18 protein-coding genes and 1 tRNA gene are annotated in these 16644 nt (G+C 52.0%); 16 read left to right on the forward strand and 3 right to left on the reverse strand.

Annotated elements, in window-relative coordinates; all coding sequences use genetic code 11:
- The first annotated feature begins 132 nt into the window (after positions 1–132).
- Positions 133–1251, forward strand: a complete 1119-nt coding sequence (prfB, locus tag ACKTS9_RS16920) for a peptide chain release factor 2 (RefSeq protein WP_407881874.1) — start codon at positions 133–135, stop codon at positions 1249–1251.
- 55 nt (positions 1252–1306) lie between these two features.
- Here the strand turns inward: prfB and ACKTS9_RS16925 are convergent, their stop codons facing one another.
- Positions 1307–2815 (reverse strand): 4Fe-4S dicluster domain-containing protein, encoded by a 1509-nt coding sequence (locus tag ACKTS9_RS16925; RefSeq protein ID WP_349214250.1) that lies wholly within the window; start codon positions 2813–2815, stop codon positions 1307–1309.
- A 226-nt stretch (positions 2816–3041) separates the two neighbouring features.
- On the opposite strand from ACKTS9_RS16925, the gene ACKTS9_RS16930 reads away from it, so the two are divergent.
- Both ACKTS9_RS16930 and ACKTS9_RS16935 read left to right on the forward strand, forming a co-directional pair.
- On the forward strand, positions 3042–3902 hold the full coding sequence (locus ACKTS9_RS16930; protein WP_349214248.1) for a putative manganese transporter: 861 nt from the start codon (positions 3042–3044) through the stop codon (positions 3900–3902).
- A 12-nt stretch (positions 3903–3914) separates the two neighbouring features.
- Complete coding sequence (locus tag ACKTS9_RS16935; RefSeq protein ID WP_349214247.1) at positions 3915–5327, forward strand: aminotransferase class I/II-fold pyridoxal phosphate-dependent enzyme; 1413 nt, start codon at positions 3915–3917, stop codon at positions 5325–5327.
- 21 nt (positions 5328–5348) lie between these two features.
- On the opposite strand, the gene ACKTS9_RS16940 is transcribed toward ACKTS9_RS16935, so the two are convergent.
- Positions 5349–5573: a hypothetical protein gene (locus ACKTS9_RS16940; protein ID WP_349214246.1), complete on the reverse strand. Its 225-nt coding sequence runs from the start codon at positions 5571–5573 to the stop codon at positions 5349–5351.
- A gap of 128 nt (positions 5574–5701) precedes the next feature.
- Between ACKTS9_RS16940 and scfA the strand changes: the two genes are divergently transcribed.
- The 13 genes from scfA to ACKTS9_RS17005 all read left to right on the forward strand — a co-directional run bounded on the left by scfA (position 5702) and on the right by ACKTS9_RS17005 (position 15623).
- Positions 5702–5851: a six-cysteine ranthipeptide SCIFF gene (gene scfA, locus ACKTS9_RS16945; RefSeq protein ID WP_349214245.1), complete on the forward strand. Its 150-nt coding sequence runs from the start codon at positions 5702–5704 to the stop codon at positions 5849–5851.
- An 82-nt stretch (positions 5852–5933) separates the two neighbouring features.
- Entirely contained in the window at positions 5934–7310 is a 1377-nt protein-coding gene (gene scfB / locus ACKTS9_RS16950) for a thioether cross-link-forming SCIFF peptide maturase (RefSeq protein ID WP_349214254.1), read from the forward strand.
- Positions 7311–7447: 137 nt separating this feature from the next.
- Positions 7448–8641 carry a GDSL-type esterase/lipase family protein gene (locus tag ACKTS9_RS16955; RefSeq protein ID WP_407881875.1) on the forward strand — a complete coding sequence of 398 codons (1194 nt, stop codon included), beginning with the start codon at positions 7448–7450 and terminating at the stop codon, positions 8639–8641.
- Entirely contained in the window at positions 8638–9918 is a 1281-nt protein-coding gene (locus ACKTS9_RS16960; protein WP_407881876.1) for a hypothetical protein, read from the forward strand. The genes ACKTS9_RS16955 and ACKTS9_RS16960 overlap by 4 nt, the downstream gene beginning before the upstream one ends.
- Positions 9905–10561: a DUF6320 domain-containing protein gene (locus ACKTS9_RS16965; protein ID WP_349214240.1), complete on the forward strand. Its 657-nt coding sequence runs from the start codon at positions 9905–9907 to the stop codon at positions 10559–10561. Before ACKTS9_RS16960 ends, ACKTS9_RS16965 begins: the two co-directional genes overlap by 14 nt.
- A 59-nt stretch (positions 10562–10620) precedes the next feature.
- A tRNA-Leu gene (locus ACKTS9_RS16970) sits at positions 10621–10706 on the forward strand.
- A gap of 96 nt (positions 10707–10802) precedes the next feature.
- Positions 10803–11231, forward strand: coding sequence for a cytidine deaminase family protein (locus ACKTS9_RS16975; protein ID WP_349214252.1), 429 nt, complete (start codon positions 10803–10805; stop codon positions 11229–11231).
- Between the two features lie 150 nt (positions 11232–11381).
- Positions 11382–11825: a GNAT family N-acetyltransferase gene (locus ACKTS9_RS16980; RefSeq protein WP_087182454.1), complete on the forward strand. Its 444-nt coding sequence runs from the start codon at positions 11382–11384 to the stop codon at positions 11823–11825.
- Between the two features lie 408 nt (positions 11826–12233).
- Positions 12234–12524 carry an ArsR/SmtB family transcription factor gene (locus tag ACKTS9_RS16985; RefSeq protein ID WP_407881877.1) on the forward strand — a complete coding sequence of 97 codons (291 nt, stop codon included), beginning with the start codon at positions 12234–12236 and terminating at the stop codon, positions 12522–12524.
- Positions 12521–13525, forward strand: coding sequence for a permease (locus tag ACKTS9_RS16990; RefSeq protein WP_407881878.1), 1005 nt, complete (start codon positions 12521–12523; stop codon positions 13523–13525). The genes ACKTS9_RS16985 and ACKTS9_RS16990 overlap by 4 nt, the downstream gene beginning before the upstream one ends.
- A 9-nt stretch (positions 13526–13534) precedes the next feature.
- The gene (locus tag ACKTS9_RS16995; RefSeq protein ID WP_349214235.1) at positions 13535–13831 is read left to right on the forward strand and encodes a thioredoxin family protein; all 297 of its coding nucleotides are present in this window, start codon (positions 13535–13537) and stop codon (positions 13829–13831) included.
- A 154-nt stretch (positions 13832–13985) separates the two neighbouring features.
- A complete protein-coding gene (locus ACKTS9_RS17000) occupies positions 13986–14819 on the forward strand; it encodes a deoxyribonuclease IV (RefSeq protein ID WP_349214233.1) in 834 nt (277 codons plus the stop codon).
- Positions 14820–14825: 6 nt separating this feature from the next.
- Positions 14826–15623, forward strand: a complete 798-nt coding sequence (locus tag ACKTS9_RS17005; RefSeq protein WP_349214231.1) for a DNA-3-methyladenine glycosylase family protein — start codon at positions 14826–14828, stop codon at positions 15621–15623.
- Here ACKTS9_RS17005 and ACKTS9_RS17010 read toward each other — a convergent pair.
- Positions 15604–16569, reverse strand: coding sequence for an IS30 family transposase (locus tag ACKTS9_RS17010; RefSeq protein WP_407878926.1), 966 nt, complete (start codon positions 16567–16569; stop codon positions 15604–15606). The genes ACKTS9_RS17005 and ACKTS9_RS17010 overlap by 20 nt on opposite strands.
- Positions 16570–16644: the final 75 nt, after the last annotated feature.

The raw sequence follows: 16644 nt of genomic DNA on the forward strand, positions 1-16644 counted from the left end.
AAAGAAAAGAGTGTGAAAAACAGGAAAAATTCGCAGATAACAACCAATCGCACCCTCTTTACAACCGAAGGGGAATCTTTTATAATATTTGGGTATGACATTGTTTCAAAACCCTGCTGAAGAGAGGAAATTATGGTTATTTTAGATGAAGTAAAGCGTCAGCTGTCCGAGCTTGCACCGGAAGTGGCAGATTTGGCGGATGCGCTTGCCATTGAACGCAGCAAGCTGCGTCTGGAAGAGTTGGAACAGCGCAGCGCCAGCCCGGAATTCTACAACGATGCGGAAGGTTCGGGTGCGGTATTTGCAGAGATGGGCGAATTGAAACAGCGCATCGAGGATTATCGTGCACTGCAGGAGATGCTCAGTGATTCGCAGACGCTGTTGGAAATGTGCGAGGAAGACGGCGACGAAGCGCTGGCGGAAGAAGCGCAGACCAGCGTGGAACAGCTGAATGAAAAAGTGGAAGAAATGCGTTTGGTAACGTTGCTGAATGGGGAATACGATGGAAACAACGCCATTCTTACCTTCCATGCGGGCGCCGGCGGTACCGAGGCACAGGACTGGGTGTCCATGCTGTACCGGATGTACTCCCGTTTTGCCGCGCGCCATGGCTGGAATGTAAAGGTTCTGGAGTACCTGGACGGAGATGAGGCCGGCATCAAGTCCGCTTCGATTTTGGTGGAAGGGCACAATGCCTACGGATTCCTGCGTTCTGAAAACGGAGTGCATCGCCTGGTACGTGTCTCTCCGTTTGACGCGTCGGGACGCCGTCACACCAGCTTCGCCTCTTTGGAGGTCATGCCGGAGATGGACGATAAGATCACTGTTGAGATCCGGCCGGAGGACATCAAGATGGAAGTGTTCCGTTCGTCCGGCGCAGGCGGTCAGCATATCAATAAGACTTCTTCCGCTGTTCGGTTGATCCACATTCCCACGGGCATTGTGGTCAGCTGCCAAAACGAGCGCAGTCAGTTTCAGAACCGCGATATGTGTATGAAAATGTTGGCGGCAAAGCTGTATCAGATTAAGGAACGGGAACACTTGGATAAAATCAGTGATATCAAAGGCGTGCAGAAAGAGATTGCCTGGGGCAGTCAGATTCGCAGCTATGTGTTCATGCCTTATACGCTGGTCAAGGATCATCGCACCGGATATGAAAACGGCAATGTGAACGCGGTGATGGACGGCGATTTGGACGGCTTTATCAATGCATATTTGAAAGCGGCCAGCAAAGGTGAGCTTGCAAAATAAAATTTTTCATTTTCAAATAAAGAAACCCGGACGGCTCAGCCGTCCGGGTTTTATTTTATTCATGCAGCAGATTCAAAGTGATTTCGTACTTGGATTCCACCGCGTATTTTTGCGGTGCAGTTGCCTTGTACTTGTTCAGTGCAGCAGTTGCGCGAACCGGGTTCTGCAATGTACCGGCGCCGGCTACGCAGCCGCCCGGGCAGGCCATGCCTTCCAGCAGATAGCCGTTCAGCTTTCCGGCCTTGGCCATCATCAGCATTTTTTTGCAGTCCTGCAGTCCCTGGGCAGCCATCACCTTGACCTCGCGGTCCGGATCCATCTTGTGGATGGCGTTTACCACCGCGTTGGCCACGCCGCCGGAAACCGCAAAGCCGCGGCCGTCTGCCGTTGCTTCTGTCAGTTCGGGGCCGGCAGCCACTTCCGCAAACTTAATGGCTTTGGCTTCGAACATACCCATTACTTCTTCAAAGGTAAGAACAAAATCTACATCGCTGCGGATCGTGCGGCGGCTGGCTTCCAGCTTTTTCGCCGCGCAAGGTCCGATAAAGACAACTTTGCAGTTCTTGTGTTCCTTTTTGATCAGGCGGGCTGTCAGTACCATGGGGGTCATGGCCATGGAGATGTACGGTGCAAAATCCGGGAACAGCTTTTTGGCCATCACGCTCCAGGCAGGGCAGCAGGAGGTCGCCATGAAGGGCTGATGTTCGGGAACCTCACGCATGAAGTCCTTGGCCTCTTCGATGGTGCACAGGTCCGCACCGATGGCAACTTCGACCACGTCGTCAAAGCCCAGCAGTTTCATGGACGGTTTCAGCTTGTCCGTGGTCATGTCCGGCCCGAACTGGCCCACAAAAGCAGGAGCCACCGCGGCGATGACACGATCACCTTTTTTAATGGACTGAATCACCTGGAAAATCTGGCTCTTGTCCGCGATTGCGCCAAAGGGGCAGTTCACAAGGCACATGCCGCAGGAAACGCATTTGTCATAATTGATGGTGGCGCGGCCCAGCTCGTCAGAGCCAATGGCGTCCATGCCGCAAGCTTTGGCGCAGGGGCGCTCCATTTTATTAATTGCGCCGTAAGGGCAGGCATTGGCGCACTGACCGCATTTGATGCACTTCTCCTGATCGATTACACTTTTGCCGTGCACAATGGAAATGGCGCCTTTGGGGCAGATCTCTTTACAGGGATGTGCCAAACAGCCCTGGCAGAGGTTGGTCACATGATAGGATTTTTCCGGGCAGGCATTGCACGCGAATTTGATCACGTTGATCAGGGGCGGCTCGTAATATTTTTCCGGGCGCGCACTCTCTTCCACGCCTTCCACCAGGGGAGCGTGCTGATCAATGGGGCGCAGAGAAAGGCCCATGGTCAGACGCAGCCGTTCGCCGACGATGGCGCGCTCAAGGAAAATGCTTTCCCGATAGCGTTCGACCTCACCAGGAACAATTTTATACGGAAGTTCCTCGATATGGCTGTAATCGGTTCCCTCATAAGCCATACGTGCCACTTCGGTGAAAACCTTGCGGCGGATGTCGGTTACGGACGAATAAATGCCTCGCATGTACAAAACTCCTCATCATTATTTATAGAATCAAAAAAATACCGCCATAATAATACCATTCGTCAAAGGGCAGTGCAAGGGCATTTTGAAGAACTTTTTCTTTCTTGGGGACGAAAATAACTGTTTTTTGCGGATTGCAAAAGAAAAAAGGATGTAATATACTAATAAAGTATATCATTTGCCGGAAAGTCATCGGACAAATGATGAAAGGAACCAGGGAGAAAAAATGGATTTGATTTTTGATATTTTGTCGGATGCGTGGATGGACAGTGTGAAAATGCTGCCCTTTTTGTTTGTCGCCTACTGGGTGATTGAATATGTGGAGCATCGTCACTCGGAGCGGATCGAGCGTGTGCTGGCCGGCGGTGGACGTTTTGGATTTGTGCCTGCTGCGCTGCTTGGGTGTTTTCCTCAGTGCGGTTTTTCTGCGATGGCTGCGAACCTGTATGGCTCCAAAGTCATCACGCTTGGAACACTGCTGGCAGTGTTCCTTACGACCAGCGACGAAGCGATCCCGCTGATGATTGCCAATCCGGACCAGTGGGAAGCGATGCTGGCGGTGATCGGCGTTAAAATTGTGGTGGCGCTGACGGCGGCAGTCTGCATTGATTTTGTATTCAAGAAGTGGATTCCGGTTTCCGTGCGGGGCGGCTACACAGGAAGCAGCCGGGAAGTGGACTGCCACGAGCATCAGGAAGAAGACGGAATCCTGTTGGCGGCGCTGAAGCATACGTTCAACATTTTTCTGTTTATTTTGGCCTTTAACTTTGTGTTGGGCGGCCTTGTGGCACTGATTGGAGAAGACACCATTGCCTCAGTGCTGGCCGCCAGCGATTTCTGGCAGCCGGCATTGGCGGGGCTGATCGGTCTGATCCCCAACTGCGTGGCCAGTGTGCTGCTTACACAGCTTTTCGCGGCGGGTCAGCTGAGTTTTGGCGGCATGGTGGCCGGCCTTTGCACCAGTGCAGGTGTGGGACTGGCAGTGCTGTGCCGTTCGAATAAAAGCTGGAAGCAAAATGCGTTCATTGTAGCGCTTCTGTATGGCATCGGTACGGCAGCTGGCATTCTGTGCCAGCTTGCAGCGTGAAAAGAGGGACAAATGGACGAGACGTTGTTCATGGCCTTGCAGCGATATGGGAGGGAAGATGCAATCCCCATGCACATGCCAGGCCACAAGCGAAACGAAGCTTTGGCACCTTATTTGAAAGCCTTGGGTGCAGGGCTGGATATCACGGAGATCGACGGGTTCGATGACCTTCACGGTGCAGAGGGGATTCTGCGCCGCGGTATGGAGCGTGCGGCACAGCTGTGGGGGGCAAAGCGTTCCTTCTATCTGGTCAATGGAAGCACTTGCGGCATTCTGGCAGCCATTCATGCCGTTTTAGGACAGGGCGGAAGCGCCATTGTGGCACGCAACTGTCACAAATCCGTCTACCATGGCCTGGAGTTGTGCGGCATTACGCCGCACTTTTTGCTGCCACCGGTGGAAAGCCGTTTTGGAATCTGCGCTTCCATCGCACCAGCCGAAGTGGAGCGGGCGCTGCAGACACATCCGGATGTGCGTCTGGTCATTGTCACAAGTCCGACCTACGAGGGCGTTGTCAGCGATATCCGTGCCATTGCGGATGTGGCGCATCGCCATCATGCAGTCCTGCTGGTGGATGAAGCCCATGGAGCGCATCTTGGAATGGGAAATTTTCCGGCGGGTGCGGTGGCCTGCGGGGCGGATGTAGTGATACAAAGCGCACACAAGACTTTGCCCAGTCTGACACAGACGGCGCTGCTCCATCTTCAGGGCGAACTGGTGGATCCGGAGCGGGTGGCGCATTCTCTGGAGATTTTTGAAACCAGCAGCCCTTCGTATCTGCTGATGGCCTCGTTGGATAGTTGTGTGGCGTTGCTGCTGGAGCAGGGGCAGCACTTGCTGCAGGAATGGAATGCGTCTCTGCAGGCGTTTGGACAGGAAGTGCGCTCGCTGCAGCATCTGCGGATTTTGGGATATACAGCGGCGCCTGACAGTTCTGTGTATGCGCTGGACCCATCCAAAATCGTCATCTCCACTGCCGGAACTTCGGTCACGGGTCCGGAGCTGATGGGCAGCCTGCGCAAGGAAGCAAACATTGAGCTTGAAATGGCGGCTTCAGATTATGTGATCGCCATGACGGGGATGGGAGATACAGCCGACACATTCCATGCGTTGGCGCGTGCGCTTTGCAAAGCGGATCGCATGATTCAAACGTCACCTTCGGCCGCTGTTCGGCCGGCCCTGCAGCTGCCTCGTCGGCTCTGTTCCGCGCAAGAAGCGGTGTTTGGTGCGCGGGAAAAATGTCCGCTGGACAAAGCGGCGGGCCGTGTGAGCGCGGGATATGTCTGGGCATATCCGCCGGGCATACCGTTGCTGGTTCCGGGGGAGGAGATAGATGCAGCGCTTTTGTCCGTGTTCAAAGGTCTTCAGGAGAGCGGCGTCTCGCTGAGAGGACTTTCCGGCGGTCTTTGGGTCCGGAAGGCATGAAAAAAGCCCGCTGCTGCGGGCTCATTCGTTGGGATGATTGGATTCCAGTGCCTGGATGCGTTTTTCCAGCGCGTCCAGCTTATCGTACAATTCGGCCAGAACACAGGTGAAAACGGCAGCGAAAAGGGCGAGAAGAAGCGGCAGTCGGTAAAAATGTCCGGGTGCCAGAAAGAAGGAGCCAAACAGAAAGGTTCCGACCAAAAAGAAAACCAGCCATGCTGCAAAAATTCCGGCAAAACGCTTCATAAGTGACCTCCCGCTGTTTTTCTTCATTCTACCAAACCTAAGAAGACCGGTCAACTATTGACGGATACAGCCTGTGCGATGTATAATTTATAAAAGATTCACGTTTGTGTGAAAGGAGGAAAGAACCGATGAAACGAATCCAGACACTCGAAACGCGCGATCTTGCCAAGAGCGTTCAGAATGGCGGCTGCGGCGAATGCCAGACTTCCTGCCAGTCTGCTTGCAAGACTTCCTGCGGTGTTGCGAACCAGATGTGCGAGAACAAAGACAACAAATAAGGTTGTTGAATAGGATCCATATCGCCGCCTGCTCACCTGTTTGTGGGCAAGCGGTATTTTTATGACGGAAAGGGAACGCAAAGTGATACATCAATATAAATTGAACGGCTATAACATCGTGCTGGACGTTTATTCCGGGTCTGTGCACGCTGTGGACGAGGTGGCATATGACATCATCGCCCTGTACGAGAGTACACCTGCACAGGAAATTGTGCGAACGATCACTGAAAAATATCCGGAAGTTACACCGGAGGACGTGCGCGAATGCCTGGACGATGTGGAGACATTGAAAGAGCAGGGAAAGCTGTTCGCACCGGACGTATATGCGGATAAGGCCTTCGATTTCAAAAAGCGCAGCACCGTGGTGAAGGCGCTGTGCCTGCACGTGGCTCATACCTGCAATCTGAACTGTGAATATTGCTTTGCCAGCCAGGGAAAATACCACGGCGACCGTGCCCTGATGAGCTTTGAAGTGGGTAAGCAGGCGCTGGATTTTCTGGTGGCGAATTCCGGAACACGGCGCAATCTGGAAGTGGATTTCTTCGGCGGCGAGCCGCTCATGAACTGGGATGTTGTCAAGCAGCTGGTTGCCTACGCCCGCAGCATTGAACAGGAAAAGCAGAAGAATTTCCGCTTTACGCTGACGACGAACGGCGTGCTGGTAGACGATGAGGTGATCGAGTTTGCCAACCGTGAAATGCACAATGTGGTCATGAGCCTGGACGGCCGCAAAGAAGTGCACGACCATTTACGCAAGAATTATGCCGGTCAGGGAAGTTACGATCTGATCGTACCCAAATTCCAGGAATTTGCTCGTCGCCGGGGCGACCGGGACTATTATGTGCGCGGCACCTACACCCATAACAATGTGGATTTCACCAAGGACATTTTCCATATGGCGGATCTGGGCTTTACGGAGTTGTCCATGGAACCGGTGGTGTGTGCCCCGGGTGAACCGTATGCGCTGACGCAGGAAGACCTGCCCAAGCTGATGGAGCAGTACGAGATCCTGGCCAAGGAGATGATTCGGCGCAAGGAAGAGGGGCGGCCCTTCACGTTCTATCATTATATGATCGATCTGACGCACGGCCCCTGCATTTACAAGCGCATTTCCGGATGTGGCTCCGGAACGGAGTATATGGCGGTTACGCCCTGGGGCGATCTGTATCCGTGTCATCAGTTCGTAGGGGATGAAAAATACCTTATGGGCAATGTGTGGGATGGCGTCACGCGGCCGGAGCTTCGGGATGAGTTTAAGCTGTGCAATGTGTATGCGCGTCCGGACTGCAAAGACTGCTGGGCGCGGCTGTACTGTTCCGGCGGATGTGCGGCCAACGCGTATCATGCGACCGGAAGCATTCGCGGAATTTACGAGTACGGCTGTGAGCTGTTCCGTAAACGCATGGAATGCGCCATTATGCTCAAAGTGGACGAAGCGGCCAAAAAGGCAAATCAATAATGTTCCCCAAAGGCTCGGACCAAATGGTCCGGGCCTTTCGCTTTGTGTATTTCAGAGCGGAATCGGCCCGGAATGCTTTTTTTCTCAGGCGGAGCGTGCTATACTGAATTTGATTTTTTCCAAAGGAGGAAGCAGCCATGTCCCGCCGTGTCTGCACATTTGCCGTTGCGCATACGGATATTTCCGCGCAGCCGTTCAACAATGCCGCGCGCACTGTGCGCATTCTCGCGCCCAATAATCTTTCGGGCAATGGCCTTTATATAAAATTCAGTAATTATTATTCTTCCCGCCCGGTTTGGGTGGGGAATGCCACTGTGGCCCTTGCGGATCGAAAGGGAGCGATTCTGCCGGGGTCCATGCGTCCTCTGACGGTATTTGGAGATACCAGTTTTGCGCTCGTTCCGGAAAGAGATGTCTATTCTGACCGTATTTCGCTGGCGGTAAAACCGGGCCAAACCATTGTGGTCAGCTTATATTATCCGCTGTCCGACAAGGTCAGTTCCGGCAACTTCGTCAGTACTTTCGCCATGCGGTCTGTCAAAGGAGATTACTGTGCCGAAACTGAATTCCCCAAGGCGAAGCTGCTCAGCAGTCTGTCTCGGACAGTGCTTCCCTGGGATATCACCAATGCGGTGACGACCTTGTCCGAAATTGTGATTGAGCAGGATGACAATGCGCCGAAACCTTCCGTAGTGGCAGCATTCGGCGATTCCATCATGCAGCAGGGGGCATGGGTGACGCCGTTCACACAGCGTCTGTATCACGCATATCCTGGGATGGTCAGTGTCTGTAATCTGGGAATTGGCGGCAATCGTCTGCTGTATGATTCGCCCTCTCTGGTCAAGGGGATTTACGGGCATGCGGGAATTGAGCGCTTCCGTTACGATATGCTTCCGATTGAGGGACTTACGCATGCGATTTTTGCACTGGGAACCAATGATATTGGTTTGCCGGGCAAGGATGGCGCACCGGAGAGTGATTTGATCACGCTGGAACAATATCAAAAAGCGGTGGAGCCGCTGGCCGAAGCGCTGCACGGGCGCGGCGTGAAAGTGTACGCAGGCAAGCTGCTTCCCCGCGAGATCAATCATATTTATACGGCACAGAGAGAAGAACTGCGGCTGGCCATCAATGCCTGGCTGGAGGAATGCGGGTTGTTTGACGCAGTGCTGGACCTGGGGGCTCCCATTGCTGCGGGGGATGAACCGGGCATGAAGAAAGAGTTTTCCCTGCCGGATGGTTTGCACCCCAACAAACTGGGCGGCATGGCGATTGCACAAAATATTGACCTGCGGCTGTTTGTGCCGCCGACAGGAGGGGAAGGCAATTGAAAAAGCAACCGCGCTTCAGACGTTGGCACAAGCTGGACAATACAGCCAATCTGTTCCCTGTGGTTGCCAGCAGGCGCACAACCAATGTGTTCCGGATGACAGCTGTTTTGCGGGATACGGTGGATCCAGGGCTGCTTCAGCGCGCGCTGGAGCAGACGCTTCCGTATTATGCTGCGTTCGGAGTTCGTTTGCGCCACGGCCTGTTTTGGAGTTATCTTGAGGCCAACGATTCGGTGCCGGTAGTTCGTTTGGAACAGGACGTGCCTTGTCGTTATATGGATCCGCTGGAAACAGGACGCTTTTTGTTCCGCGTGCTGTATTTCGAAAATCGGGTCCACTTGGAGACCTTCCATGTGCTTACCGACGGAACGGGTGCCATGCGGTTTCTCAAGGCGATTTGCTATCGTTATTGTCAGCTGGCTTATCCGGACGGGACGGAGCAGGAAAAACGCTACGGTCTGGAACAGGCGGGCAACGTGGAGGACTGTTATCTGAAATACAGCCGCCCGTCGAAAAAGGCCGGCTATAAAGAACCCAGTGCATTTCACATCAAAGGGACCAAACGGCTGGCGGGCGATGTGGGGGTCGTCTCTCTGCTGATGCCGGTAACCGATTTAAAAAGAGTGTGCAAAGAGAGCGGCGTGTCCATCGGCGAGTATCTGGCGGCGCTGGTTTTGTGTTCCATTCGGCAGGCGCACATGCCGGCCGGCGGCGCCAAAAAGCCAATCAATCTTTTTGTGCCGGTCAATCTGCGCCGCATTTTTGGCGGCGACACCTCTTTGAACTTCTTTTCCGGAATGACGGTTTCACAGAAATTTGGTCCCGGTCCGGCGAATTTTGACGCGGTCCTGCAGGATGTGAAACGTCAGTTTGCTGAAAAGTGTACTCGGGAGGCCTTTGAACAGAAGCTGGCCTATACCGCCCAGAGTGAGAAAAATCTGTTTGCGCGAATGACTCCGCTTCTGCTTAAAAACGGAATTCTGCGGTTGATTTACGAGCATTCCAGCCATGGAAGTACGACCACTTTGTCCAATTTGGGCGTGGTTGATGTGGATGAAAAGTTCCAGCCTTATTTTGAAGGATTCCGCTTTTTATTGCCGGCTTCTCCGGGGGAACCTTTGAAGTTTACGGCTTGTGCTTACGGCGGAACGCTGGCGCTGAATGTGACCACGCTTTTGGACAGAAATCCACTGATCCTTCAGATCGCACAGCACCTTGTTCAGGCGGGAGTGCCCATTACATTGGAAAGCAACGGTGATGAGGATGAAACATTGTGATGCATGTCAGATCGATATTTCCACACCGGCACAGATTTGCCCTTTGTGCGGCGCGCCTTTAATGGGCCAGAACGGGAAGCGCGTGTATCCGGTGCTTGGTTTCGGAAGAAAGTACCATCTGGTCAAACGAATCCTTCTGTTTTGGTCAATCGTAACCATTGCGGTTTGTGCATTGATCAACCTGGCCACCATGCCGCATTTTTGGTGGTGGCTGATTGTGGCGACTTCTTTTGGTTATGCATGGATCTCGGTGCCGCATGTGCTGCGGACAGGGGGAAATGCCGGCGGAAAAATTTTGATGCAGGTGGTCTGCGCCGGAGCATTGGTGATTTTGCTGGACGTGGAAACAGGCTGGAGAGGCTGGTCGGTGGACTTTGTTCTGCCCGCGGTTTTCTGCATTGGAATTGCCGCGGTGATGATCGTTATTCTATGCAATCTGATCAATTGGGCCGGCTATGTATTGTATCAGGTTGTACTGGCGGTATTTGGCTTTGTTCCGCTGATTTTTTATTGGACGGGCCTTTCCCATGTGTTTTGGGCTGCGGCAATCCCTGCCGTAATGGCCATTGCCAGCATTACGGCGCTGGCGTTGTTTGGCGACAAAAGCATTAAAAATGAATTCGCAAGGCGTTTGCGGTTTTAATGAAAAAAAGACTTGATTTTATGTGAGAAATCGCTTATAATAAATAAGCTATCTCACGTGCCGATGTGTCGGAATGGCAGACGATGCGGACTCAAAATCCGTTGGTGGCAACACCGTGTGGGTTCAAGTCCCACCATCGGCACCAAAATTACCGCAAGCGATATGACGCTTGCGGTAATTTTTTTAGCAATAAATTTTCCGTGGCCCAATCGAAATACGTTAAGAGAGGCGGGTTCCATTGATGACACGATTTCCGGAAGAACTGTTGCCGCTGCATGAATTGACTGAGCAGGACCGTCTGCTTGTCCGTGCGGCACAGGACGTCATACAACGCAACTATGACGAGGAAAACAGCAACCACACCGTAGGGGCTGCAGTCCGTTGCAAAAGCGGAAAAGTGTATGTCGGAGTGAACGTGTATTCACTGCATGGGGCTTGTGCCGAGCAAATCGCGATTGGAACGGCCATTACAAACGGTGAACGAGAATTCGAAGCGATTGTCGCGGTTCGAGGAAGGCAGGGCGAAGAAATTTTGCCGCCATGCGGAAACTGCCGACAGATATTACACGATTATATGCCGGAATGCGAAGTGATTGTGTCGGTCAAAGGCACGCCGAAAAAGATTGCCGCCAAAGATCTGCTGCCTTTTTCTTATACGGTTGAAGGGTAAAAGAGACCCGGCCCGAAGGAGCGGTGTTCATAAGACAGTTAACAGCCACCGTAGTTTGAACTGCGGTGGCTGTTCTTGTATTTTATCCCCGTTATGTGATAGCATGGAACCGAACAGACCTACAAATCGGTATTTAGGGAGCAAGTTGATATGAAAATTAAAGAAATCAAGGAGAATAAAAAACAATTTCTTCCGTTGCTGCTATTAGCAGATGAGCAAGAGGATATGATAGACAGGTATATTAATAAGGGGACAATGTATGTTTTGGACGATGATGGAGTTAAGTGCGAATGTGTGATAACAGACGAGGGGAAGGGTGTCCTTGAAATCAAAAACATTGCAACTGAACCAGAATATCAGGGAAAGGGTTACGGTAAAGCACTAATTGACTTCGTTGCTACGACATACAAAGGGAAGTATTCTATATTGCAAGTTGGTACAGGGGATAGTCCGTTGACAATTCCTTTTTATGAGAAGTGTGGATTTATTCGTTCGCATAGCATTAAAAACTTCTTCACGGATAATTATGACCATTCAATATATGAAGCAGGTACTCAACTGGTAGATATGATTTATTTGCAGAAAAAAATATAAATTCCAATTTGTCGAACAGATACTAAGGGCGCACTTCTATACAGGGTAATCCCCATATGTGCGCTCGGTGAGACCGAACACCCCGGACACCTGAATGTCCGGGGTGTTTTGCGTCACTATGTTCCGAGCAAGGGACTGCATCCCTTGCGCCTCGAAAGCGGCTATCCACATAAGGCAAAAGGCGCGACCACTTTCATCACGCCTTTTGCTTTTGTTACTGTCTTACGAACACCCCGCTAAAGGGCTGGGCCTTTTTGTTTGTATCAAACCGATATTCTGCGCTGCTTCTTGCCAAAGGTTTTTCGTCCAGGTATCAAGTATCCTGACAAATTTTGAACACAAATACATTGACAAATATCTATGTGATGAGTATCATATAGATATAAATCGATATAACAGGAGAGTAAAATGAACGAGATAGATGCAGCTTGTATCTGCAAAGCACTGGGAGATTCCAACCGGCTGAAAATTCTGCAAATGTTGGGCGGCAAGGAAAAGTGTGCGTGCCAGCTGTTGGAAGCTTTTGAAATCACGCAGCCGACTTTATCACACCACATGAAAGTGCTGTGTGAATGCGGCCTTGTAACAGTGCGGCGGGAAGGAAAATGGATGCATTATTCCCTTTGCCGGGAGACATTCGAACAATTTTCGCAATATCTGCTTCATGTGGCGGATGGCGGACAGGGGGACTGCGTATGACGGAAGTGCTGCTGTTTTTTCAAAACCAGGTGTTGGGGATGCAATGGTTGAATCAACAGCTGGGACAATTGCTTTCTGCATTGGGGCTGAATACGGATTCAAAAATCGGAGCGAGCGTTCAGTTCTTTCTTTACGATGTAATCAAAATATCCATTCTGTTGTGCTTTTTGATTTTTATCATCAGCTACATCCAGAGCTATTTTCCACCGGAGCGAAGCAGAAAAATTTTGGGAAGATTTCGCGGCGTGGGGGCAAACATCATGGCGGCTCTGCTGGGGACCGTGACGCCTTTCTGCTCCTGTTCGTCCATTCCGTTGTTTATTGGCTTTTCCAGCGCGGGCCTTCCGCTGGGGGTAACTTTTTCGTTCCTGATTTCATCCCCGATGGTGGATTTGGGCAGCCTGCTGCTTCTGACGGGGGTCTTTGGCTGGAAGATTGCCTGTGCGTATGTGATCGTGGGACTTGTGGTTGCGGTGGTTGGCGGAACAATGATTGAAAAGCTTCCGCTCAAAGATCAGGTGGAGCCTTTTGTCAGGCAGGGGGCGGCCACCGAAACAGATGTGCCCGGCTACAGCCGAAAACAGCGATGCCAGTATGCGTTCGATCAGGTGACAGCCACATTCCGAAAAGTTTTTCCGTATATTTTGCTGGGCGTGGGTGTAGGTGCGCTCATTCATAACTGGATTCCGCAGGCGTGGATCGAAACCGTACTGGGCGGGCAGAATCCGCTGGGGGTCGTACTGGCGGTGCTGGTCGGAATTCCCATGTATGCGGATATCTTTGGAACCATTCCGGTCGCGGAAGCGCTTCTGTCAAAAGGGGCACAGCTGGGAACTGTTCTCAGCTTTATGATGGCGGTAACGACGCTTTCCCTGCCTTCGCTGATTATGCTGCGCAAAGCAATAAAGCCGTTGCTGATGGCTGTGTTCATCGGGATTTGTACGGTCGGCATTGTTCTGGTCGGGTATTTGTTTAATGGCGTTCAAAGTTATTTGATTTAGGAGGTATTTATGTTCTTCAGGAAGAAAAAACAGGCGGATGTCGATACAAGTCTGACAGAATCAGCAAAAATTAAGATTCTCGGGTCCGGATGCGCCAAGTGCAACGAATTGGAAAGGAACACGAGAGAGGCATTGCAGCAGCTGGGAAGGGAAGAACCGATTGACCATGTGACCGATTTCGGTCGGATTGCAGAATATGGTGTTATGAGTACGCCGGCTCTGGTGGTGGACGAAAAGGTCGTTTCCGCCGGAAGAATTCTTTCGGCAGGGGAAATAGCAGAACTTTTGAAAAACGCAGGAAGATGAAATAGTTGGCTGACGAAAACAGAGATTCCACGATTCGCGTAAGTATGGTATAATCTGTCCAAAGTTGTAGAGGAGTGGTGCTGTACAGCTCGTTGGTCACAGATTCACTGAGAACGACTTTTGCGATATTGAATCTTTCGGAGGCTTTTATTTTATGAGTTACATAGGAAGTCATATTTCATCGTCCAAAGGTTATTTGGCCATGGGCAAACAGGCGTTAAAGCTGGGGGCCAATACCTTCGCGTTTTTTACAAGAAATCCCCGCGGAGGCACAGTAAAGCCTTTGGATGAGAAAGATGTGGCCGCATACAATGAACTGGCGCGGGAGCATGGCTTTGGCCCCGTCGTGGCACATGCTCCGTATACATACAACGCTTGCGCAGCAAAAGAAGATTTGCGCGATTTTGCCCGCCGCTCTATGCGGGAAGATCTGGCGAGGCTGGAGTATACCCCGGGCAATTATTACAATTTTCATCCGGGCAGCCATGTGGGGCAGGGAATTGAAACAGGAATCCAGCTCATCGCCGATTTGCTGAATGAGGTGCTCTGGCCGGAGATGCAGACGACCGTGCTGCTGGAAACCATGGCGGGAAAGGGAAGCGAAGTGGGATCGAGCTTTGAAGAACTTCGGGCGATTATGGATCGGGTCCGCCTGCCGGAGAAGCTGGGCGTGTGTCTGGATACCTGCCATGTATGGGACGCCGGGTATGATATTGTGAACGATCTGGATGGCGTGTTGCAGCAGTTTGATCGGGTGATTGGACTTGAAAAACTGAAAGCGATTCACACCAACGACAGCCAGAATTTGTTAGGCGCCCGCAAGGACCGCCATGCGCGCATTGGAGAGGGACAGCTGGGAAAGGATGCTTTCCGTCGCCTGATATGTCATCCGGCAGTCAAAAATTTGCCCTTTGTTCTGGAAACACCCAACGATAATGCGGGCTGGGCTGCAGAAATTGCGTTGCTGCGAAGCTTTTCGGAGGAATGATTGCCCATGGTGAGACGAAAAATTCCTCGGTGTGATCTGCGGCAGATTTACGATTCGGGCCAATGTTTTCGCTGGCAACCGCAGGAAGACGGAAGTTTTGTGATTCCCGCCTGTGGCCGAACGGTTCGTGTGGCCCAGCAGGGGGATCAGTTCGAGTTTCAATGTACGTCCGAAGAGTTTGAACGGGTCTGGTCAACGTATTTTGATTTGGAAACGGATTACGAGGAGATTGTTCACCGGGTCGACCCTGCAGATGCGTATTTGACGAAGGCTGTTCAATACGGTTTCGGCTTGCGCATTTTGCGCCAGGATGTTTGGGAGATGATCGTTACTTTTCTGCTCAGTCAGAACAGCAACATCCCGCGCATTCGAAAAAATTTGCGTGATTTGTGCGCTTTGACAGACGGTCAGGTGCCGACGCCGCAGCAGCTGGCCGCTCGCAGCGAAGCGGAACTTCGCGCGCTGGGAGTGGGATACCGCGCCCGGTATCTGCTGGGAGCAGGCGCTTTCTTTTCACAGTATTCGCCCGACGATTTGTATGCTTTGTCCTATTCGGAAGCACATGAAATGCTTCGGAAATGTCCGGGCATTGGGCCCAAGGTCGCCGATTGCATCTGCTTATTCGGGTTGCACCATGTGGATGCCTTTCCCATTGATACGCACATTCGGCAGATTTTGAAAGCGTATTATCCGAATGGATTTCCGCTGGAACGTTACCGTGGCTGCGCGGGGATTTTGCAGCAGTACATGTTCTATTACGATTTGCGACCAGTGAATTGTCAAACTAAGTGCAACAGGAATTGAGTTCAAAGTCCCATAATTCCCGGGCAGAATGGAAGTTAAGAACTTTGCGAGGCCTGGCGTTCAACAACGCCAGGTTTCGTTTTAATGTGGCGGGAGCAACGCGGGAAAGATTTCTGCCCTTGGGATAAAACTCCCGGAGCAGACCGTTCAGATTCTCGTTTGTGCCTTTCTGCCAGGCACAATACGGGTCGGCAAAATAGACCTCGCAATGCAATCGTTCTTCAATACGGCGCCAGTTGGCAAACTCTGTGCCCCGGTCGCAGGTAATGGTTTTGACTAGCTGCGGTGGAAAGACGGACAGGGCAGCGACAACGGCGTTTTCCATGGTCTCAGCTCTCCGGTCCGGCATCTTCACGGCAATGTAAAACCGGGTCTTTCGCTCCGCCAGGGTGGCAAAGCAGGCTTTGCTTTTGCCCTGGCCACTCACTACGGTGTCCGCTTCCCAGTGTCCGGCTTCCTGGCGGCTGTACACCGATTTGTCCCGCTTGCGGATGGATTTTCCCTTGCTGTACTTTCCCCGCGTTTCCTTGACTCCATGGCTCTTTCCCTTGCGGCGCAGTACCTTCAGATTGCCATTTACCAGGTATTTCTCATAGATCCACCGGTAGATGGTACTCCAGCTGGGCATCTTTCGTTCACAAGGGGTACAGGCGATCTGCTCCGGCGACCACGTCGCACGCAGCTTTTCCTCTATGTAGTCGATCACTTCTTGGGAATGGAACATCCCGCGGTGGCAGTAGGAGCGCCGCAGCAGGTACTTCTTCTGCGCCGTGTGGGGGTAGTAGGTCGGAATGTCATACATATGGGTGCAGTTTCGCCGTATCTCCCGCGACACCGTGCTCACGTTTCTCCCAATCAGCCGGGCAATCTCCCGGTAACTCAGACCATCCACATAATATTTCCGTATACAACTGCGCTCTTCTATGGTAAGATGATGGTAGTTCATACAGTTCCCTCCGGTGGTTTGGTGGTGTGGTAACTTCATTCTACCACAGGGGGCTGTATGAACTCCTTTTTATTT

It is taken from the genome of Owariibacterium komagatae, from assembly GCF_045865535.1.
Taxonomy (GTDB): Bacteria; Bacillota; Clostridia; order Oscillospirales; family Ruminococcaceae; genus Ruthenibacterium; species Ruthenibacterium komagatae.